General features: G+C 38.7%; 17 protein-coding genes. 8 read left to right on the forward strand and 9 right to left on the reverse strand.

Annotation, left to right across the window (positions count from 1 at the left end; genetic code table 11):
• Positions 1-334: 334 nt before the first annotated feature.
• From DS885_RS06805 to apt, 9 genes are all read right to left on the reverse strand, one after another.
• Positions 335-1,831: a carbon starvation CstA family protein gene (locus tag DS885_RS06805; protein WP_113818680.1), complete on the reverse strand. Its 1,497-nt coding sequence runs from the start codon at positions 1,829-1,831 to the stop codon at positions 335-337.
• Positions 1,832-2,039: 208 nt separating this feature from the next.
• Positions 2,040-2,756 (reverse strand): two-component system response regulator BtsR, encoded by a 717-nt coding sequence (gene btsR / locus DS885_RS06810; protein WP_113818681.1) that lies wholly within the window; start codon positions 2,754-2,756, stop codon positions 2,040-2,042.
• Between the two features lie 8 nt (positions 2,757-2,764).
• On the reverse strand, positions 2,765-4,450 hold the full coding sequence (locus tag DS885_RS06815; protein ID WP_113818682.1) for a sensor histidine kinase: 1,686 nt from the start codon (positions 4,448-4,450) through the stop codon (positions 2,765-2,767).
• Positions 4,451-4,633: 183 nt separating this feature from the next.
• Positions 4,634-5,581 (reverse strand): 3'(2'),5'-bisphosphate nucleotidase CysQ family protein, encoded by a 948-nt coding sequence (locus DS885_RS06820; RefSeq protein ID WP_113818683.1) that lies wholly within the window; start codon positions 5,579-5,581, stop codon positions 4,634-4,636.
• A complete protein-coding gene (locus tag DS885_RS06825; protein ID WP_113818684.1) occupies positions 5,565-6,596 on the reverse strand; it encodes a phosphotransferase in 1,032 nt (343 codons plus the stop codon). The genes DS885_RS06820 and DS885_RS06825 overlap by 17 nt, the downstream gene beginning before the upstream one ends.
• A gap of 127 nt (positions 6,597-6,723) precedes the next feature.
• Positions 6,724-6,993, reverse strand: a complete 270-nt coding sequence (locus DS885_RS06830; protein ID WP_113818685.1) for a hypothetical protein — start codon at positions 6,991-6,993, stop codon at positions 6,724-6,726.
• A 540-nt stretch (positions 6,994-7,533) separates the two neighbouring features.
• Complete coding sequence (locus tag DS885_RS06840; protein ID WP_113818687.1) at positions 7,534-7,863, reverse strand: YbaB/EbfC family nucleoid-associated protein; 330 nt, start codon at positions 7,861-7,863, stop codon at positions 7,534-7,536.
• A 40-nt stretch (positions 7,864-7,903) separates the two neighbouring features.
• Entirely contained in the window at positions 7,904-10,315 is a 2,412-nt protein-coding gene (gene dnaX, locus DS885_RS06845; protein WP_113818688.1) for a DNA polymerase III subunit gamma/tau, read from the reverse strand.
• Between the two features lie 3 nt (positions 10,316-10,318).
• On the reverse strand, positions 10,319-10,858 hold the full coding sequence (gene apt / locus DS885_RS06850) for an adenine phosphoribosyltransferase (protein ID WP_113818689.1): 540 nt from the start codon (positions 10,856-10,858) through the stop codon (positions 10,319-10,321).
• A 282-nt stretch (positions 10,859-11,140) separates the two neighbouring features.
• On the opposite strand from apt, the gene DS885_RS06855 reads away from it, so the two are divergent.
• The 8 genes from DS885_RS06855 (at position 11,141) to DS885_RS06890 (ending at position 22,967) form a co-directional block, all read left to right on the forward strand.
• Positions 11,141-12,109, forward strand: coding sequence for a tRNA-dihydrouridine synthase (locus tag DS885_RS06855; protein WP_113818690.1), 969 nt, complete (start codon positions 11,141-11,143; stop codon positions 12,107-12,109).
• A 238-nt stretch (positions 12,110-12,347) separates the two neighbouring features.
• Positions 12,348-13,346, forward strand: coding sequence for a response regulator (locus tag DS885_RS06860; RefSeq protein ID WP_113818691.1), 999 nt, complete (start codon positions 12,348-12,350; stop codon positions 13,344-13,346).
• Complete coding sequence (locus tag DS885_RS06865; protein ID WP_113818692.1) at positions 13,346-14,302, forward strand: GGDEF domain-containing protein; 957 nt, start codon at positions 13,346-13,348, stop codon at positions 14,300-14,302. Before DS885_RS06860 ends, DS885_RS06865 begins: the two co-directional genes overlap by 1 nt.
• Before the next feature lie 346 nt (positions 14,303-14,648).
• Positions 14,649-15,062: a hypothetical protein gene (locus tag DS885_RS06870; protein ID WP_113818693.1), complete on the forward strand. Its 414-nt coding sequence runs from the start codon at positions 14,649-14,651 to the stop codon at positions 15,060-15,062.
• 54 nt (positions 15,063-15,116) lie between these two features.
• Entirely contained in the window at positions 15,117-17,264 is a 2,148-nt protein-coding gene (gene bcsA / locus DS885_RS06875; RefSeq protein ID WP_113818699.1) for a UDP-forming cellulose synthase catalytic subunit, read from the forward strand.
• Positions 17,264-19,549, forward strand: a complete 2,286-nt coding sequence (locus tag DS885_RS06880) for a cellulose biosynthesis cyclic di-GMP-binding regulatory protein BcsB (RefSeq protein WP_113818694.1) — start codon at positions 17,264-17,266, stop codon at positions 19,547-19,549. The genes bcsA and DS885_RS06880 overlap by 1 nt, the downstream gene beginning before the upstream one ends.
• Positions 19,546-20,586 (forward strand): glycosyl hydrolase family 8, encoded by a 1,041-nt coding sequence (locus tag DS885_RS06885; protein ID WP_113818695.1) that lies wholly within the window; start codon positions 19,546-19,548, stop codon positions 20,584-20,586. The genes DS885_RS06880 and DS885_RS06885 overlap by 4 nt, the downstream gene beginning before the upstream one ends.
• A complete protein-coding gene (locus tag DS885_RS06890; protein WP_113818696.1) occupies positions 20,586-22,967 on the forward strand; it encodes a cellulose synthase subunit BcsC-related outer membrane protein in 2,382 nt (793 codons plus the stop codon). The genes DS885_RS06885 and DS885_RS06890 overlap by 1 nt, the downstream gene beginning before the upstream one ends.
• Positions 22,968-23,442: the final 475 nt, after the last annotated feature.

Raw genomic sequence — 23,442 nt, forward strand, 5'->3', positions numbered from 1 at the left:
TTTAGTGTTTTAGTGTTTTAGTGTCGGATATCTTGAATTAAATTTTTACTCATTCAAGCGAAACGTCATATGCGATGCCTCACATTCTGCAGGCTAAAGCATGCGCCCCAGAAATCAGACTTCGTCTAATAGCTACCGCTACTTACTTTGTGTTTGTTGTTTTTATTAATCACGAAACATTTTTATCTTCAATTATTGCTAACTATTTGTAAATTACGACACATCTTTTACGGGTGTTTACCCTAAACAACCACACTTTTCTCCCCAGAACCAAAAAGCCCATCGGTAGATGGGCTTTTTAATGTTTTAACTATAACAACCTATATTGTTGTATTTAGCTTTTTTGCGGTGCGATTTCTACACCGTCATCATCAATGGCATTCCCTTCTTCATTCACAAACAGCGCGCGTTTTGATTTAGTTAACACGTACACAGTGATTGCTACGGTTGATAAGATACCAACGATAGTTGAGATTTGCATTGATAACCCAAAACCAAGGTTTGAATTATTTAGAATGAATGTAATCACCACCGCTGTCATAAACATAGCTGGTACTGTTGAAATCCAGTGGAATTTATTATGACGCACTAAGTAAGCCGTTGCAGTCCATAACATCATTACTGCCGTTGTTTGATTAGCAAAACCAAAGTAACGCCAGATAATACCGAAATCAACTTGCGTTAAAATACCACCAAGAACAAACAAAGGTAATGCCATTAACAGACGGTTACGTATCGTTTTTTGATCCATATTGAAGTACTCAGACAGAATCAAACGACTTGAACGGAATGCAGTATCACCAGATGTAATAGGTAAAATAACCACACCTAAGAAAGCTAAGATACCACCAAACACACCTAATAAACCAAATGATGCACCGTATACCACAGCACCCGGACCACCTGTTGCAACTACGTCAGATAACGCTTCAACAGAGCCAAAGAAAGATAACGCTAATGCACACCAGATTAAGGCAATCACACCTTCACCAATCATCGCACCATAAAATACAAAACGGCCATTTTCTTCATTTTCAATACAACGAGCCATTAAAGGAGATTGTGTCGCGTGGAAACCAGAGATAGCACCACAAGCAATAGTGATGAATAGAGCAGGCCAAAGAGGAAGATCGTTAGGATTCATATTAGTAAACATCTGGCCCATTTCATAATCACCTAATAAAGTATGATCATTTGACACCACCACTGCCACAATTAAACCAACCGACATAAAAATAAGTAACGCACCAAAGAACGGATAGAAACGACCAATAATCTTATCAACAGGCACTATTGTCGCCACCACATAATAAGCAAAGATAATCGCCACCATCGACATTAGCGATACCGTCATATCCGTTTGTTCATTGACTAGGTTAGTGATCATCCCAGCTGGAGCAGATACAAATACCACCCCCACTAACAGTAATAATACCAGCGCAAACACATTCATAAAGTGTTTGGCGTTATTGCCTAAGTACTTACCTGTAATAGAAGGTACAGATGCCCCACCGTTACGTACCGATAACATACCAGAGAAATAATCGTGTACACCACCAGCAAAAATACAACCTAAAACAATCCATAACATTGCAGCAGGACCATATAACGCCCCCATGATTGGACCGAAGATTGGCCCCACACCTGCAATGTTCAGCAGTTGTACAAGGTAAACCTTAGGTGTTGACATGGCTACATAGTCCACGCCATCTTGTTTTTCGTAAGCAGGAGTTTGACGTTGTTTTTTAATACCGAAGACTTTTTCAACAAAAGTACCGTAAATAAAATAACCGCCAATTAATAATGCTAAACAAAATAAAAACCAAATCATGGTGTCGTCCTTTTAAATGAATTAATTTGATGCTCGCACTTTAATCCATTGCCTATAAATAGCATTAGTTGATTAATTGAGTGGCAAAATACGCATTTAAACGGTTGTTATGAATGTTAAGCGGTTTTAACAAGTAGTTAATGGTGGGCTAACTTTTATCCTCATCGTGTTTTCATCTTCAGCATTTCGTTTACCTATTTGATCTAGCTCACAGTAAACCAAAGCGGTCCTTAATCACCTTTAAATAACGACGACTCACTGGAGCATGATGATTGGACTTCGTCATAATATCCGCAGAGCCATTATCTAATAGCTTGATTTCACGAATACAGCTAGGATTAATCAAATGCTGACGATGGCAACGAATTAAATCAGTTTTCTCTTCTAATACCTTCAAAGATAAACTCGCCGTGAACTTATCTTTATCCGTTAATAGATGCACCCCTGTCTGCTCAGACATTGCAATTTCTATCTCATCCGGTGCTAATAACAAAATGCGATTAAAACCTGAGCAAGGAATTAACTCTAATTTATTAGTGGTGATTGGTCCATAATTGGGTAGTTCTGTTCTTTCTGCATTAATACGTTTTAAGGTCTTTAATAATCGCTCACTTTCAACGGGCTTTAATAAATAATCAAAGGCATTATCTTCAAAAGCTTTAACCGCATATTCATCATAGGCTGTCACAAACACCACCTTAGGCATGGTATCGGGATCAAGCATACTTAACAGATCTAACCCAGTAATTTGCGGCATATGAATATCCAGAAACACCACATCAGGTTTTAAACTGTTAATCGCTTTTAACCCTTCAATAGCATTACTACACTGCTCTATCACTTGTACTTGATTCGTTTCGACTAATAATTCATTTAACTCTTCACGAGCATACAGTTCATCATCAATTACAATCGCTTTTAACATGGTACTTCCTATTGTTTTTGCAGTGGAACAAGAATAGTTGCTTTAGTATAAATGTCGGTTTCACAGGTCATGGTCAAACCATAATGTTGCCCGTATTGATTTTTTATACGCTTATCAACAATCTGTAATCCCAAACCTCTTGCATTACTAGGTTCTTGATACTGTCCAGCATTATCAATGACCTCTAATACCACCAAGGTATCCTTCCCTTTTTCTAGCAGATAGCCATTAATTTCCAACTTACCTTTACCAATCAAGGTCGATGTACCGTGCTTAATAGCATTTTCAATTAACGGCTGGAGTGTAAAAGTAGGCACTTTAAGTGATAACAATTCGTCAGCAATATTCTCAGTGACACTTAATCTGTCAGCAAAGCGCGCTAACTCAATTTCTAAATAAGCATGTACATGTGCTAACTCTTCTTTCACGGTCACTTGCTCAATGTCTTGCTTTAAGTTACTTCTAAAAAATTGCGATAAATGCTGAATAAGTTCGCGTGCTTTCTTCGGATCTTTTCTAGTCACCGCACTGATCGTATTTAAGGTGTTAAATAAAAAGTGTGGATTGACCTGTGCTTGTAACAAACGAATTTCAGATTGATTCAATAAGTTTTTTTGCTGAATGTAACGGCCTAATAAAATTTGATTTGATATCAGCTTAGCCAAACCTTCGCCTAAACTTCGGTTCAGAGTAGAAAACAACTTTTGTTTCGGCTCATATAACTTAACCGTTCCAAACACTTGACCATCAGCTTGTAACAAAGGCACAACCAGTACAGAACCTAATTTGCAACCTTCATGAATTGAACATTGATAAGCCGTTGCGTAACCATCAGCATAGGTCATTTCACCGCTTTCAATCGCTTTTAATGTATAATCAGAAGAGATCATACGGCCGCAAACATGGTGATCATCACCAATGCCAATAAACGCTAAAATCTTCTCTCTATCGGTAATTGAAACGGCCCCAACGCCGGTTTCTTCATGAATAATACCCGCAATTTTTTGACAACTTTGTGCATCAAAACCATGACGAAACACCCCAACAGCACGCTGCGCAATACGTAAGGCTTTATTAGAAAAAGCATTGTAATTCTTCTCAAAAATCGCTTTCTTATCTTGGATAATACTCATGAACAGTGCCGCTCCCAATGAATTAGCGATGATCATAGGCAAGGCAATAGATTGCACCAGCAACCAGGCTTGATCAAAAGGCTTAGCGACAACCAAGATAATTGCCATTTGTATCACTTCAGCAACTAAGGTGATGATGAGGGCCTTCATGGGTTTAAAAATTTTCTCTATTTGCCCTTTGCGTAAATAGTAAAGATGTAACAGCCCGCCAATCAACCCTTCCGACGTTGTAGAAATAGTACAAGCTAAATCAGTAAATCCTCCCATTGAATAACGATGTAAACCACCGGTCAAACCAACGGCTAATCCTACAACCGGCCCCCCCAATAAACCGCCCATCACCGCACCAATCGCACGGGTATTAGCCAAGGCATTTTCAATAGATAAACTAAAGTAAGTCCCTAAAATACAAAATGAACTGAACAACACATAACACGCAATGCGATGAGAGTTACGACCAGAAACAAATATAAGAGGCATAAAAAGCGGTGTTTTACTTAGTAGATAAATAATCACCAAATAAACACTCAGTTGCTGCAACAACAATAACGTAATTTCCACAACAACTCCTAAATAGACAAAACAACATTGGCAGAAAAGCACTGTTATACAGTATTTTTAGGAAATTTTAAGTGTGAGGAGCGAGATGTAGGGAAAAGAGGCTAATTAAATGCATCCATACTTGGTATTTTTTAATTGGTACTGACATAGCAAGCCAGCATCGCTTCTACGTGTCTCGAAAAACTAGTCCTTCGAATTAAGTTCACTGCATACCTGAATAATACATTTCGCCAATGATTGGTCAGACACATAAAGTACGCCTTTGTGATTCATGTAATTGGAGTCTTGTCGGTTGAGATCTAATGGCGCTCCGTTTATGTCACTTACCCATGTGTTGGTCGCTTTTGCGAAACAGGCGGTGGCACTGAAATCCCATAAACTGCCTCCGCCTATTTGTGCTTTCGGGAGTTTGATATAACAAGCGGCATTGTCGCTGTTTGTTTCGATCACAGATAACGCATTGATGACCGCGCCATGGGATTCTTGTATTTCAACGTGTTGGTAACCTAACTCCTCGGCTAATTTTCTTAGTTGATTCACTATCGACTGATATTGAGCATGTGCCTTAAAGCTTCTATCACTATAAAAAGTGAAGGTTTGTTTAGACGTTTTTGAAAGTTCTATATCGTAGGGCTTTGGTGGTAGTGCGAGTCCGTTTTTATAACCACGTGTTATGCCATCTTTACCGATATGTGTATGGAAGCTTGTGTTACTCGGTGGATGGTGGATGACTCCTACAATAGGTTGACCCCTTTGACTCACCAACGCAATGGATACTGCGTACCCCTTGCCACTTTCAATAAAAGGTAAGGTGCCATCTAATGGGTCGATACACCAGAAGTAGTCTTTGTATAAACGAGGGTGAAGATGGGCGCGCGCTTCACTGCAGTTTTCTTCACTAAGTACCGCTAAATCATATTGTTCAACACTCTCTTGTAAAATATCTAGAATGATTTTCTGACAGGCAAAATCAACTTCTGTGACTACTTGAGCACTTTGGCTATTACCTGCGGCTTTATAGTGAGTTTCAAGCTGGGACCTATCAAAACCTCGAATGTATTCGCCTGATATTTTAGCCGCTTGTAATGCCAGTTGACTTAATTTATTGAGTTCATCAGTTGTTAATTGCATGTTCACCTCCATCTACTGGGAATTGAGATAAGGATTGAAGTGCTTGTGCAGTGAGTTGTTCCGTATAGTCATTTATTTTCCAATGCACTGGTGACCAGCCTTTTACAAAACGTTGAAAGTCCGCCCACGCAATTGCATATAAAGGTCGCCATGCTTGCTCTAGTTGCATTGAGTCGATTTGTGGTTGTGTTGAAATCACCGCAGCTTTTAAACAATCAAAATAATAATCGATTAAGGTGTTTTGTAATGCAGAACAGTTCTCTGGAGGAATTGCACTGCTGATAAATAAAATTAAATCTTTCATACCACACCCTTTACCCACATATTGAAAATCAACGGCAGCGACATGCTGGGTATCCTCAGAAAAGCAAAAGTTAGCCAGTTTAGCATCACCATGTACTAATGTTTGAAATGGTGAATCGCTAAGGATTTTATCGATTTGGGCTGCTGCCGCTTTAAGTGGGAGGTCTTGCAACGCTTTTAACTCATCAGGGCGTGTAGCAAGGTGCCAATAAGTACCTGTTTCCCACAGGCCACTGTATGTTTTCTCTGTATTGCTTTGTAAGTGTAAGGCGTGAAAATTCGCTAGCCATTTGATACAGGTTTTGGCTTCTTCTAAGGTTGCGGTTGCTTTAACAACGGGATAGCCTACTTCTGCGAGATCTTCTAGTACTAATACATTGAGTTGTTGATCGTGTTGTGAAGCAATACAACGCGGCACATAACAATGCTGATTATGAAGATGAGCGTAGGATTGATACCAATTTACCTCTACTTGATAAGAGTACAGCTTTCGCTGATGGGACAGGGTTGTATTCCAGCCTTTGGGGTGTGAGCTAGGTTGCGGTGTATTAACCTGCTTTACTACGGCGGAGTTTGTTTTACCGCCTTGTAGACTCACTCTAAATAGTTCGCCATAACCGCCCCACACAGCTTGAATTGGTTCTAGCTCATTGATTGTTTTTGCTTCTGTTAACGTTAATAAAGTGGCTTCTAATGATGATGAAATGAGCATATAAGTGTCTATCTGTAATAAAGAGGTTCGAAAAGGTCAGTGTATAGCATCAGTTAGCCATTGGTAGATATATCACTGAATGGCTTTAATACTGAAAATGCGTTTTTAAATTCTGCTAACGCATTGTTTATGCAAACTCTATTTTAGTGAGCTTACCCGCTAAATAGGTCAAAGTGTAAAGCTTTCCCTTTATTTTATAGACGGCTTGTTGAATTTTTGTTCCGTCATTAGTTTTACTTTTATAAATTTGCAGAGGTTTTCCGCACACAACATCAACATGACTACGAATATCCCCCAAGCTTGCTAAGCCATCTAAACACCTTACAAACTCACCTTGTCGTGCTTGCACAGAAAATGACAATGATGCGATGAGTAACATTAAGCAGACTTTTAACATAGCGCGGACCCTTTTCGTTTGTTAAATGAATGATGACATATAATAAGTTACCTAAATTACATGATATTTAAAAGGCTATTGTTAGATAAAGCTGAGGTTTGAGACAGATGTGTTGAGAATGGGTAAGGTCACGACAGTTGGAGGAGTGGCTTTGAAGGTTCAAGGTTCAAGGTTCAAGGTTCAAGGTTCAAGGTTCAAGGTTCAAGGTTCAAGGTTCAAGGTTCAAGCAAGTATGAGGTTCACTGAATACCATTGTCATCCACAATCAGTAAGGCAACTAAAAACGACTCAAAAGATTAAACACAAAAACAAAAACATGCAGGCTGAAAAAAGGAATCGCAGAGCTCTGCCGCTCGTGACACTAGCCTGTCGGCTAACTCACCCAGCGCCCCTTAAAAGATGTTTCGTTTAATTGAAGTGAGATAACTAAGCTGGCTGAAAAAGAACCGTGGGTTCTTTGCTTTTAAAAGCAAAAAAGCTTGGTGATTTGTATATTTTACAAATAGAACCAAGCTTTTTAGAGGTGTTAGGTGGTTAAACCTAGAAAGGCATTTTGAAGCCCGGTGGTAGATCCATACCGCCAGTTAACCCGCTCATTTTGCTTTTATTAACTTCTTCTACACGGCGAACAGCATCATTCATTGCAGCTGCAACCAGATCTTCAAGCATCTCTTTGTCGTCTTCAAGTAGGCTTGGGTCAATCTCAACTTTACGTACGTTGTGGTTACCTAATAAGGTAATTTTAACTAGGCCTGCACCTGATTCGCCTACTACTTCTGTGTTTGCGATTTCAGCTTGTGCTTTTTGCATGTTTTCTTGCATCTCTTGGGCTTTCTTCATTAAGTCGCCCATACCGCCTTTATTAAACATATTTTCTCTCTTTATAATTAGTGAAGGTTTACCATGCCGATTATAACGGCACGACACTATTTTCATAGACCTTTGCAGAATAATCTCCTACCAAAGCCTGTATTATTGGGTCATTTTTAATCGACGTTTTTGCCTTGTCTAGGTATTGAGCGAATACCATTTTTTCTAATTGCACTGGTGTATGCAGACCATCGACTTCACCTTGTTCAATACTCACAGTATATTGTGATCCATAGTACTGTCGTAACTTAGCTTTTAAGTCTTCGCATAAACTCTGGTTAGCAAGTAAATGCTTTTGTGCACTTTCTAGTGATAAACGAATCTGTTGCTCTTGCGTTTGCATGACACAGCTTTTTGCTAGTAATTTTTCAAAACCCACCAGTTTCATCGCTTTGATATCTAAAAACCAGGGATCAGTCATTTTATTTTCAACATAACTAGCGACATCAATCTCAGCAACGGCCATATTGGGGTCGTTAACGAATGTAACACCCGTTCCTGTGTGATGAGTTGAGCTCAATCCTGAAATGTCGTCTGCGCTAACCGGTTTCACAGTCGTTTCAACTTGTTTTTCGGTTAACTCTGGTGGTGTCGTAACTTGCTGCTCAGGAACGCCTGACGTCTGAGCTTGTCGTGTTATTGCCGACTCTGAATGTGCAACCGGTGGCTCAATTTGTGGTTGATAATTATCAACTTGATAGTCAGCAAAATAATCTTGGTCGCTTGGCTGATATTGTTCATAAGCCTGTTGACTTGGTTGCTCGTGATACGAATCTAAAGGAGGTAACTCCTGTTGATTTGAATGGCCTCGCACATCTCTATTCTGTTCTACTCCGACCGCTTGAGGTTCAACCGCTCTTTCTACTGGAGCAGGTGTTGGGTTAGCTTTTGGTGTAACAGACGCACTTTCTGACGCGACAAACTGATCCTGTGATCGTGTAGCAGGTTGTTCAGCTGCCGCTTCAGTCTTTTTTAGTGCTTCTCGCTTTAATCGGTGGCTACGTAACATGTTACGAGAGTTGTTGGTTGCCGCTAAATCAAAGTTAGCCGTTTCAGGCTGAGCGTGAGCAGATTGCTCAGTCACAGCAAGTTGTGCTGGCGATAGTTCAGTTTGTGGTTCGGCCTGACTCACATCATGCGTTGCTTGTGACGCTGGCTGAACAACTGCCTGTTGCTGCGGTTCAACAGACACCTCCTGCTGCACAGATGCTTGACTAACAGGGGCTGTACTCACCCTTTCAGCGGTGTTTGCAGTCGATGCGTCTGCTTGCGAAGTGGGTGTCGGAAGCACTGGTTGTTGCGCAACAATCGGATCTGCTGTTATTGGCTCCACCTGTTCAGCTTTCGTCATCATTGACTCATCAACATCAACATAATTAGCTGGTTTAAACGCCAATAAACGCATAACAGTCATTTCTAAGGCTATTTTACCATTCGGCGCATAGGCATAATCTTTAAAGCCTTGTACTGCAATCTGATAAAATAGTTGCACTTCTTCAGGCGTTAAACGTTCAGCTAACAATTGTACGGTGCTTTTTTCAGTCACGTTGGCATTGAGCTGTAACTGCATTAACGCTATTTGATGGCACAAACTAGCCAGTTCTTGGTGTAAAGCTGAGAAGTCAGCCCCTAAACGGACAAACTCTTGGATTTTTTCAAATACTTTTGGGCTATTACCCGAGGCAATATAATGCAATAAGTAATGCAAATGTGACTGATCTATTGTCCCGAGCATTTTCAGTACAGCAGTATATTCTAGATGCCCTGCTCCAAATGCTAATGCTTGATCCGTTAAACTTAACGCATCTCGCATACTACCATCAGCAGCTTTGGCGATAACACGCAAAGCAGGCTGTTCAAAGGTAGCTTGCTCATGAGTTAAAATGGCCGACAATTGCTGTTCTATCTGTTCAGGTAAAATTGCTTTTAAGTGAAATTGTAAACAACGTGATAAAACCGTGATAGGTAGTTTCTGAGGATCTGTAGTCGCTAGTAGAAATTTCACATACTCTGGTGGCTCTTCTAAGGTTTTTAACAGTGCGTTAAAACTGTGCTTAGACAGCATGTGTACTTCATCGATTAAATAAACCTTATAGCGCCCTTGCGCTGGTTTATATTGCACGTTGTCCAATAGTTCGCGAGTATCATCTACTTTGGTACGAGAAGCTGCATCAATTTCTAGCAAGTCAACGAATCGCCCTTGATCGATATCTTGGCAATTAGCACAGACACCGCAAGGTGTAGCCGTTACACCGGTTTCACAGTTTAAACTTTTTGCCAGAATGCGCGCGATGGTGGTTTTGCCCACACCACGTGTGCCACTAAAAAGATAAGCATGGTGCACACGATCTTGTGTTAACCCATTTTCTAATGCGGTTAATACGTGCGGTTGGCCAATCACTTCTTTAAAGGTTTGTGGTCGCCATTTTCTTGCTAGAACTTGATAGCTCACTGATTATTCGCCTGCGTATTCAATCAAAGAAAAAACAGGTACAGATAAAGCAGCTAGTTTGTCGCCACCTTTTAAGTCAGGTAGTTCAATAACGAAAGCAGCTTCTATTACTTCACCGCCAAGACGTTTAATTAACTTAACTGATGCTTCAGCCGTACCGCCTGTTGCTAATAGATCATCCATTAATAGCACTTTTTCACCCGGTTTGATGGCATCTTTATGAAGTTGCAACGTATCATCACCGTATTCTAGTTCGTAACTTTCTTGTATCGTTTCACGCGGTAATTTATTAGGTTTACGTACAGGAACAAAACCAGCGCCTAATGCGGCAGCTAATGGTGCGCCAAAGATAAAACCGCGTGCTTCAGTACCGACAATTTTGTCGATCTTCTGATCTTTGTAACGTGCTTTAAATAGGTCAATGGTTGCCGCAAAAGCTTCACCATTTTCAATTAAGCTGGTGACATCTCGAAAAATAATCCCTGGGATTGGGTAATCTACTATGCTTTTGATGCTGTTTTTAATTAATACTATTGGTTGCATGATCTTCTTTATATTCCTGTCTATATTAATTGTATAAGGTTAAATAGTTGCTTGCCTGAGTGCAAGTTGTCTTGTCATAAACTGACAAAGTATTTTGATAATTGACTAAAAAGTCTGCTAATTACAACAATCCCATTATTTACTGCTATCAAATCCTCCATTTTTATAGTTAGTTCATCTAACCAATCGGTTTATTCGCTCTCATTAGTTTATTTTGCTAAAAGTAAGAGACTAGGTATAATCCACGCTCCTTATTTAGCCGAGAATGAACCGAGAACACTGATGCATATAACGCTTGCTCCAATGGAAGGTGTAATGGACTTTCACATGCGCCAATTTTTAACCGATATTGGTGGTATAGATCGTTGTGTAACGGAATTTGTTCGTGTGGTTGAGTTACCTTTACCCTCTCGTGTTTTTCATCGTTTATGTCCAGAATTAAGAAATGCCAGCCGCACTGAATTTGGCACACCTGTTCGCCTACAACTATTAGGCCAACACCCAGAATGTTTAGCTGAAAATGCATTACGTGCGATCAAGCTTGGCTCTGATGGCATTGATTTGAATTTTGGCTGCCCAGCTAAAACGGTTAATAAAAGCCGCGGCGGCGCGGTGTTATTAAAAGATCCTGAAGCTCTGCATCAAATTGTTAAAGCTGTCCGAGATAACGTGCCGAGTGAGCATGTGGTCAGCGCTAAAATTCGACTAGGTTATGCAGATAAAAGCTTAGCGATTGAAAATGCACAGGCAATTGCAGAAGCAGGTGCAAGCGAGTTAGCGGTACATGCCCGCACCAAGGAAGAAGGTTATAAACCACCCGCACATTGGCATTGGATTAAAAAAATTAAACAAGCTATCGATATTCCGGTTATTGCTAATGGTGATATTTTCAGTTTTGAAGATGCACAACAATGTATGGAGATTAGCGGATGCGACCATTTAATGATCGGTCGTGGTTCACTCGCTGTTCCCAATTTAGCAAATGCTTTAAAAGGCATTGAAGCACCCTATTCCTGGTTACAAAACCTTGAAGTCATGGAACAATATTTTCAATGGTTACGTCACATTGAAGATAAAGAGAAATTCATGCCAAGCCGAATTAAACAATGGTTAATGTTTATGAAGCTGCAACATGTTGAAGCGGATCCATTTTTGCAATCGGTGAGAGCAATTCGTCACCCAGATGAAATGCTGTTAGTACTACAGCAAGCACAACAAAATGAGAAATTAAAAGCAAAAATCCATCAGTAATCATAATTAAATATATTTTATGGAATAATTTGTTATTTTTGATCATATCTCAGCAACATTTTTGTACAAAAACAACACTCTTCTTTGTATTTTTTGAACTTCTATCTTATGATAGAAACACCTAAAAAGTATTAGAAATCAGCAATATCTTACTTTGTAAAATATCTTGCCTCTGATTCTTATACTGAACTCTCGTTATTTATACTGTTGATATATATGGAAATACAATGGAAAAACTATGTCCACACCTGTTTTAATATGTGATGACTCAGCCTTAGCCCGAAAACAAATAGCTCGGTCATTACCCAAAGATTGGGATATCTCTATACATTTCGCCAAAGATGGACAAGAAGGTATAGAAAGTATTAGACAGCACAAAGGTGATGTAGTCTTTCTTGATCTTAATATGCCTGTAATGAGTGGTTATGAAGTTTTAGAAACCATCAAGCGAGAAGACCTTCCTGCCATTGTGATTGTTATTTCTGGTGATGTTCAATCTGAAGCCTATAAGCGCGTGCGTGAATTAGGTGCTATTGATTTCATCGAAAAACCCATTAATAGCGAAAAATTAACAACTTTGTTAGAGCAATATGGCATTTACAAGCCAGGTGGCTATAGTTCACGTTCAGCGCCAGAAGAGATAGAACGCATAGAATTGCGTGATGCATTACAAGAAGTGTCAAATATTGCCATGGGGCATGCGGGTGACTTATTAGGTCGTTTATTAGATGTATTTATTTTACTGCCTGTTCCTAATGTGAATACGTTAGAAGGCAGTGAACTGCATATGACCCTGAATCATATTGCTCAATATGAAAAGGTATCTGCGGTTAGTCAAGGATTTATTGGCTCAGGTATCAATGGAGAAGCGATTATTATTTTCCACGATGCGAGCTTTAGTGATATGACTAAATTATTGCAATACGAAGATTTAGAAAGTAACCATTTAGAAATTGAAGTGATGAATGATATTTCTAACATCTTAATTGGTGCATTTTTAAATGGCTTGGCAGAGCAATTCAATATCCCCTTCAGTCAAGGTCAACCTAACGTATTAGGCCAACATGCAAAAATAGAAGATATCATCAAAAATCAACAAGAATGCTGGCAAAAAATGTTAACGATTGAAGTTAACTACCGGATTCAAGATCATAATATTAAGTGTGACCTGTTACTTTTATTCACTGAAGACTCTATTCCAGTTATTCAAACTCAAATAGGATATTTACTCGACTAATGGCTACTAACATAGATTTGAAGGACATTCATTGGCTGATTGATATGGTTCATAATATCGACGTGGGTCTAGTGATTATTGAAAAAGATTACACAGTAAAAGTCTGGAATGGATTTATGGAAAATCATTCTGGTTTACTATCTGCTCACATGATCGATAAAAAGATTACCGATGTGTTTACCAGTATCCCACAAACTTGGTTGCAACAAAAAATCAACAGTGTTTGTCTACTAAAAAACAAAGCCTTTACTACATGGGAACAACGCCCATACCTGTTTAAATTTAAAAGCTATCGACCTATCACGAGTAATGCAGAGTTCATGTATCAAAACGTCACCTTTTTACCGTTAGCGGATTTCCAAGGGCAAGTAACACAAATATGCATGATAGTTTATGATGTAACGGATATCGCTTTAACAAAGCAAGCATTCCAAGAGGCCAACTCTCAATTAAAGCATTTGAGTCACACCGATAGTTTAACTCAACTCAATAACCAAGGGCACTGGCGTAGTTTATGTGCAAATGAGTTTATCAATAGTAAAAACGCTGCAAGTCCCACCTCGACAATTATTTTTGATATAGACCATTTCAAAAAAGTTAATGATACCTATGGTCACCCTTTCGGTGATGAAGTGTTAAAAGGCATTGCTGAAGCAGTTCGTCAAAAAAGTAAAAAACAGGATATTATCGGCCGAGTAGGCGGTGAAGAGTTTGCTTTATTGCTGCTTGATACTAATTTAAAGCAAGCCACACTGGTAGCAGAGCGTTTACGAGAAGCCATTGAAGCAATCCATTTTGAATACCAAGGCAAACAAGTGAAGGTCACTGCTAGCTTTGGGGTTGCACAAATTACAGAGTCGATTACTAACTTTGAATCATGGATTGAGGTTGCTGATTTAGGATTATATATCGCAAAAAATAATGGCCGAAATCAAGTTGGTATTAGCGAGCATTAATACCAATGACACTGCTTAACTGATTTTTAATATAAGTGGCATAAATCATTTTATGGATATGCTACATCATAGTAGGGTTAATCAAAAACGCCACTTTATATAAAGTGGCGTTTTTGTTGACAAGCCCAATATATTTTCAACATTACAGTGATAAAAAATACAGCTCCTCACACACATCTAAAAAATTCATATACCCGAAACTGCAAATTGTCAATATAAAAATAGACAAACCGTGAACTTTAATTGCCTTTCTGGTGCTTTTATTTACAATACTGATCCTAATAAATACCTAATCCGTATTAATTTAATGAAACTATTTCCCATCAATATTAGCTAAGAGAGATGAATGACAAAATCATTACAGGAAGTAGGTTTAGTTAATCTCCCTAATTCAACCGAGTACACATTATTAGCTAAGCGCCTAGTACATTGGAAAAAAGCCGAGTACGCATTACGCCGTTACCAACTATTTAAACTACTCAGCTTTAGTATTATTACGCTGTCTTTAACTGTTATTAGTTTTAATGCATTAGCGCCTCAAACTATCTCAGCTTTTATATTTACTACCCTATGCACCTTATTGGGTATTTCTATTGCCTGTTTAATCTGGGTGACACCTTTGACAAATTTGAGTTTGATGCAACGTAATGCACTTTCCCGAAAATTTTATGAAGAAGACTTCAATATCGAACTTTCAGAATCAAAGATATTATTAATTAATCGCTGCAATTCGCAAATCTATTGTCAAATGGAGCGATAAAACACCATGGTCACGAACAGCCCTCCCCTTTTGACGCGACGCTTAACATTAAGGATGTCATTATTAAAGATCTTTACTTTACTGAGCTTGTTTTTCTTAATTGCGCTTGCCAGTATTCCGCTACAAGCGGCAAGTCAACTTGCTCTTTCTATGGGTATTATTGTTTTTGTATATAGCGCGTCATCTGAAGCAATTCAACACAGTAAAAAACGAGAACTGTTTCGTTTATTTGCCATTATTATTGGCTGTTTCTTATCTATCCGTTATTTGATATGGCGTGGTGTAAATACATTAGAATCAGATGATATCTTCTCTTTTATTGCCATGATCACGTTATTTATCGCTGAGATCTATTCTGGTGTTATTCACCTTTTAGGTTGCTTTGTTAATATTTTTCCACTCAATCGTCCAAGACAAAGTATTAAACAGTTTACCGATGAAAAAATTCCCACTGTGGATCTAGTCGTACCTAGCTACAATGAGTCAGAAACCTTATTAGAGGTAACCCTTCGAGCTGCCAAGATGCTCGATTACCCAGCTAATAAACTTAACATTCATTTATTGGATGATGGTGGAACCGATCAGAAAGTATTTCAAGAGAATGTAGTCGCAGCCCAACATGCGTTAACACGACGTAAAAAGTTACAAGCATTATGCCAATCCTTGGACGTTGAATACCATACGCGAGCAAAAAACGAACACGCAAAAGCAGGTAATATCAATACTGCTTTATTAAATATGGATGGTGAATTAGTAGTTATTCTAGATGCGGATCACGTTCCAACCACTGACTTTTTAGATCGTACTGTCCCCTGGATGATTAAAGATAAAGATGTCTTTTTAGTACAATCTCCGCATTTTATGGATAACCCCGATCCCATTGAACGAAATTATTTTTCCGCTTTTACTCGTATGCCATCGGAAAATGATATGTTTTATAACACCATACAAAAAGGCTTAGACTTTTGGTCTTCCTCGTTTTTCTGTGGTTCCGCAGCAGTATTAAGAAGGCGTCACCTTGATATGGTAGGCGGCATTGCCGGAGATTCCATCACCGAAGATGCTGAAACGGCCTTAGCACTTCATGCATTAGGCTATAAATCAGTGTATGTCGATAAACCGATGATCAGTGGTTTAGCGACAGAAAGTTTTTCATCATTCATTCAGCAACGTGAACGATGGGCTCAAGGTATGGCACAGATCCTGATCCTTAAAAAACCATTCCTTAACTCAGGGTTACATTGGTATCAGAAATGCGGCTACATGAGTTCCATTCTATTTTGGTTTTTCCCCTTTGCCCGTTTAGTTTTTCTATTATCACCATTAGGCTACCTATTATTTGGCTTAGAACTTATTCATGCCACTTTTACAGAAATTTTAATCTATACCGTGCCGCATATTATCGTCAGTTTTCGGCTTTCACATGTTCTATTTGGTAAAAATAGATGGCCTTTAGTCTCAGAGCTTTACGAAATTTTGCAATGTACCTTTTTATTTAGAGCATTACTTACGGTAATTAAAAGCGCCAATGATCCGAGCTTTTTAGTGACACCAAAAGGTGAAGATCAAAGTAAAAACTATATATCCTCTCTTGCAAACTCCTTTTATTGGTTATTAGTCATGCTGTTTATTGGCAATTTAGGGGCCTTATACCATTTTTATAGTACGCCTGAATCTTGGGAGTTAACCTTTGTGGTTTTTGCTTGGAATACTTTTAACTTTATTCTATGTGTCAGCTTATTAGATGTATTGATTGAAAAGAAGCAAGTACGTAAAGCGTCTAGGTTACCGGCTTATGACTATGTAAAAATAGCAGCCTCAGAGCACCAAATTTGGCAAGGTAACTTACGCAACCTATCACGTACGGGTGCAAATTTATCCTTAACATTTGAGCACACATTACCGAAAGAAGTACGCCTAATTGCTTATGCCAGTGCTCTTAATAAACATGTTGAAATTGCTTGCCAAGTCATGCACCAAAATAGCGACACAAAGGAGGTTAGGTTGCAGTTTTTAACGCGCACTGACCAAGAAAAAAACAATGTTATTGCTTACACACTTTGTGATAGTGAACGTTGGGATAGTTTTCAAAAACGCAGAACACGACCGATATCTTACTTTTATGGACTAAAACATGTTGTGAGTGTCAGTATGAAACCATTATTTCTACATATTTATATGAAATTAAAACAGAGAAGCTAATGTTACCTTTAAAATTGATTCAACCTTATGTTAGATTATTAACGCTTTTATTGATTGCGTTTTTGAGCCTGCCGGCACAAGCTAAAACATCAAACGAGTTTCGATTGAGTGAGTTTTATGGTGGGAATTCATTGCTTAGACTCAATGGTGAAAGACCCGTTCAAGATTTAGGTATAACCTTATCTCCTTTATTAGCAGTGAGTTCTGCGACACTCCATCTTAAGGCAACCTCTTCAATTACGATGCTTCAAGAACGCTCCATTTTAAACGTGCGATTTAATAATGTAACGATAGGTCAAATAACGTTAAACCCTAACAAGCCAAATTTACAGGCTGATGTTCGCATCCCGAGTGAACTGTGGCGTCCGCAATACAATACATTGACCTTTGCGGCAAGCCAATATGTAGACCGCTGCCAAGATAGTAATGCACCTGACTTATGGAGTGAAATAAATTTATATAACTCATACATTGCTTTCGAAACGACCAAAGTTATTAACCAACTAAACCTACAAAAACTATCTGATTTCTTTAACCCTGGTATTGGTGGGCAACATCAAGCTCAGATTTTCACGTTAGATAATAAACAAGAAAACGATATTGTTAACAAATATGCTATTCCAGCGGTTGCACAAGCACTTGCATTAAGAACTCAATACCAATCTTTACATATTGATTACCAAAATATCGAGAGTAAAGCTGCAGACACCAAGTCTATTGTTCAACCAATCTCTGAAAGTAAATACAGACAAAGCAGCTGGTATATAACAGATAAAAAAGCTGATGATATCCATGTACTGATAGGCACTAAAAACTCATTACAACAGGCACTATCAGAAAAGACACTTGAAGAGATTAATGGACCATATTTAAGAATAGAAAAAACACCTGCTGTCATCATTGAAGGTGAAGAGTTAGTGGCTTCGCACATTCGTTTAATTGTATCAGGACTTTCTGAACAAGATGTTGTTCGAGCAGCCACTACGCTAGCTTATATGGATGATCGACTCAATCCGGATCAATCAATTAATGTTCACTCCACCGTCAACAATGCGTTTATTCCACAACAACAAGTTACATTGCAGCCAGGAAAATCTTATACTCTTTCCGAATTAGGTGTCACAGCCATTAACTTTAATGGACCTGGTCTATTGACTAAAAAAATTGAAATTAGACTACCCGCAGACTTCTATGCAAGTGAAACAGACACCGTAGAGTTAACATTAGATTTCAGTTACGGTGCAGGATATGAAGACGGTTCAACCTTTAATATTACCGTTAATGGTAAGGTTATCCACGGTTTGAAACTGGATAAAAAAGATGGTGATTTCTACCATAATTACACCCTTTCTATTCCTGCAAGGTTATTTGACGGAGGCAAAAATGAACTTGCCTTTCATGTTAATCAAAACTCAATACAGCTCATTGGAGAGTGTCGAAGCGTCAATGGGGATTATTTACATTTCCAATTGGATACTGATTCAAAAATTGAATTACCCACCGCAGCTCATCTAGCCAGACAACCAGATCTAAGGTTATTGGGACAAACCGGTTACCCCTTTGCACAATATCAAACACAAGATGATACCGGTATCTACATAACACAAGCCACAATGCGATCAGCTGCGCTCACCATGGCAGGTAAGTTAGCCCAATCATCGGGTAATTTAATTCCAAATTTATATGTTGAAATGGGCATTCCAACAACACTGACTGATACCGCTATGGTTTTAGCAACACCTAAGGATTTAAGCGCAGAGTTATATAGTGATTTAAGCACTGCAATTACTGATAGTAAAAGATGGCCTTATCGCTTACAGAATAAATTATATAATCGAGTGACGGCTAACGATAATCAAAACCTACAACCTAATACTGCTGCGGGGTTTACTACTCAGCAAAGTACTTTAGGTGATTTTTCATTAGTACTTGCCACTAAAAACCCAGTTGCTGATAAGACAGGTACCTTATTTATTATTGCTGCAGAAACGACTGAACGACTAACTGAACGCATCAGTGAGCTTGTTCAAGGTCCATTATGGAGCCAATTAGCTGGGGACTTCTTCGCTTGGGATAACGCTAAATCGCCTTTAATTGTAATGCAAGTATCTAGTGCTTATATGTTAGGCGCAACGGATTCATGGACCGCATTAGGTGCATGGGGGACTAATCACCCTTGGTATTTATTATTGATTATAGTGGCCATTGTATTTATGTTTATGGTCTTCACTTGGTTGTTACTAAAACGACGCCATCAAAAAATTAAGGAAGATTGGAAAGAATGAAAAGCATCAAATATATAGTTATCTTATTAGTTATTACTATATTTGCTTGGACTCAATGGCCTGAAGCTGAGCTGACTCCATTCCAAAAGAGCTGGGCAACTTATAAAACTCAGTTTGTCGACGCGGGTCGAGTTATCGATACTGGTAATCAAAACATATCGCATAGTGAAGGTCAGGGCTATGGATTGCTTTTTGCCGTGTTTGCTAATGATAAAAATCAGTTTAAAAGTATATGGAAATGGACACAACAAACCTTACAACGGGATGATCAACTGTTCAGTTGGCAATATACGCCTAACAAACAGGGGAAATGTGATGACTCATGTATTACAGATCCTAACAATGCAACCGATGGCGATATCTTAATTGCTTGGGCCCTATTAGAGGCGCATAAACAATGGGGAAAGCCAGCTTACCTTAACCAAGCTACGGCTATTTTAGCGTCGATTAAAACCAAGCTAATTCAACATAAATTTGGCTATCAACTCATTTTACCTGGTGAAGTTGGCTTTCAACACTCTGATGGCAGCATTCAAATTAACTTATCCTATTGGGTGTTTCCTGCACTTAACTTATTTACAGAAGTGACTAACGATCCCATTTGGACTGACGTTTATCAATCAGGGCTTGATTTGATGGAGGTTACTCGCTTTGGTGATTGGAAACTACCTTCTGATTGGATAATTCTTTCCGAAGATGGCATCACTTTGAGCGGTGCACTATCTTATGATTATGGCTATAACGCTTGTCGGCTACCTATTTATTTAATGTTAGCAGAAGATAAAAATACATCATTAATCGCTCCATTTATGGCATTTTGGGAACAAGATTTTGTGCCCGCAACCGTTAACTTAGAAAATGGTCAGGTTGCAGATTATGCTTATAATAGTGGTATGCAAGCGATTGCAAGCGCGACACAATCTATTATGAATAGTCAAAATACCCCCTTACCAACAATACAACAGACCACCGATTATTATTCTGCAAGCCTTATTCTATTATCGCAACTTGCTCTTTTGAAAAGTGATTTAAAATAATGAAGTTAATCAATGTTATGGCAATGGCAACCCTTTACGTCGCCAGCCAACTGACTTATGCAGAAAAACTTGCGGTACAATACAGTGAACAAAGTATTCATGTTCAAAGTACTAACAACGCTAAAAAACTGTTTAAAAACACACAGGAAAACGTTGATACTACCCCTATCTGGTATTACATTAATAATGGTTTTACTGATCAAGCACAACAAGAGTATTTAAAGCTAAAAAAGACTTACCCTAACTGGGTGGCTGAGCCAGTACTCGTTAATGCAATGGATAATCTTTCTAAACCAACTCAGCTTAACAACCAAGTAGCCAGTCAAGCTTCAGCTAGCCCGGTTGCAACTCAACAAGTTAAAGCGCCTGAAGCAATCATACTCAACTTTGTGAACCTTGCTAAAAAAGGCCCCAATTACTGGCCAAGCATGCCTCAGACGCACTATCAGTTGGCATCCACACTCGCTTTTAAAGATAATACATTGAGCAATAACACATTAATGGCTTGGGTATCCATTTACAGAGGCAACTACCAAACTGCGCTTGCACATATAAAAGTGGTAGAAGAAACGTCTCCCAATAACACCAGTGCCAATGAAGCAAAGTCGATAGCGATTAATGCGCTTGTTACAGACGCCGTGAAAAAACAGAATAAAAGTCAACTATTCGCCCTGCTCAAACAATATCCAGATCAAGCGATAAACGAAAAGATTGACGCTCATGCGTGGCAAGCCATCGATCAATTAGAATACACCGTAGCGCTTGATTGGTTTGAGTTTACTGAAAATTATGACGCACAATTAATTGTATTAGAGAAACAAGGCCGACAAACAGAAGCCACTCGGCTAGCTTGTAATAATCCAACCCAAGCAACATTAGTTAATTATTGCGTTGACGCACTTTCGGTCATACAACTCGATCAATACAATCAACAACATTATCAATCTAGTTTAGTGGCTGCGGCTAAAATACAAACATACCAACCGCTTAATGCTGATCAACTTGCCTTATATGCTTGGTCTCAATATAAATTAAATAATCAACCTGAAAGTATTAGCGCATTTTCAACTTTGATGACCCATCAGCCAAATAACAGTGATTATGCTCAAGTATTACTAAGCCTATTAGGCGATGACCAAGAGCAACTTGAACAATTGGCTATCAACTCTCCTGCAATGACTGCTGCATTAAAAAAACGTGATATGCAAGTCGCGTGGTCACGCAAGCAATTTGATCGCTTCAATAATCTTGAAGATCAACAAAAAGCCAATCAGCAACTGATGTTAGAAGGAGGCCTCGACTGGCGTAAGCAGAGCAGCGAAGATGAGATAGCGAATTTACAAAGTGCAAATTATTATTTAGGTTTTCAGAAATTTTGGAATGACTACCGCTACGGGGCACGAGTAAACTATCACACGCTTCATAGCGATAGTGCTAATATTGGCGATGACTTTTGGCAAAATACGCTTGCCACTTCAATAGCCAGCAACAATGCAACAGAAACAGGCATTAGTGGTTTTATAAAACGACAAACCCGACATTTGAACACCTTTGCTGAAATTGAATATACACAAGTAGACAGTGATTTAGCCTCTAGTTTATCTGCTAAATTATCTGCAGTTTGGTATAACTCTCCTTCCCTAATAACAGCAGCAACGTTATACCGTGAAAGAGTTGATGACAGTTTTTTAAGTCTAATGGGACTTTATGGGAGTAAAATAGAAAGATGGGGGGCAGTGAAAGAAACAGGTCTTCGAGCACTCACTTCTTATATATTTATACCTAAATGGTCGGTAACACCTGAGCTGAATATAGCGAGGCTAACTGGTGAAAGTATTCAAGATAATACCAAGCTTGCATTGAATTTAGGTTTTACCCGTGACTTAACGGAACGCTATGCTGATAAATTAGATTATTTACGAGTTGGTCCAACGATTAGCTGGATGAGCTACGATAAGAATTTGAATTATTACACCGACGGTAATGGCGGTTACTTTAGCCCTGAAAGTTATATTAACTTGGGTGGACGAGCAGAGTTATTAACATTAGAAGACACCTACTGGCAAATTCGTAGTCAATTAAGTCTCGGTTATTATTGGGTAACGCCAGGCAGTATCGAACAATTCCCTTTTACTTCTACTAGCAGTACACTGAGCCAAGAAAACGATAGTGGGATCGGTAGTCAATTTCTTATTGAAGGACAATGGTTACTCTCACCACATTGGGAAATTGCCGGCTTGATTAGTTCAAGTTATGCCGCCGATTACAATGAAACCAATATTAATCTCAATGTTCGCTGGAATTTTGTTAAGAAGACCGGACTAACCAGCGATGGATTAATATCCTCTTCTACTTACACTGAAAACTATGCTTGGCATTAATCATTTAGATAGGTGATAACTGACACATTAGACATCATCTTAGCGAATAAAAGTATGCAGTGAACCGCAAACTGGCAGACTAAAGTCTGCGCACCAAATAGTAAACTTTGCTTAATCGCTATTAGTCTATATTAATCTTTGTCTAGTACGAAGGCCCCCTTTGTTAGCTTGTTTAGTTAACTAGAAATAAATTAAACAACACATCTTAAAGAGGTGCCCGCTCATAAGACTAAGCTGTTATAACTAACCTGATTTTATCTTTAACAATCACAAAGCGATTTTTTGAATGTTGTTTATCTTAATTAGCTTCGATACCCTTTTAATACCAATCATAGTAAGTAACTGATCTATTTTACTTGTTAAAACAACTTATTTTTTCGTTGTAAGTTTCGTATAGGGAACAACCATTTACATCAACTTACGCCTCAAACTAAGCCATTTTTCCGGCGCAAAATTTAGATCAGTTATTTAATAC

The organism is Psychromonas sp. B3M02, from assembly GCF_003318165.1.
GTDB lineage: Bacteria > Pseudomonadota > Gammaproteobacteria > Enterobacterales > Psychromonadaceae > Psychromonas.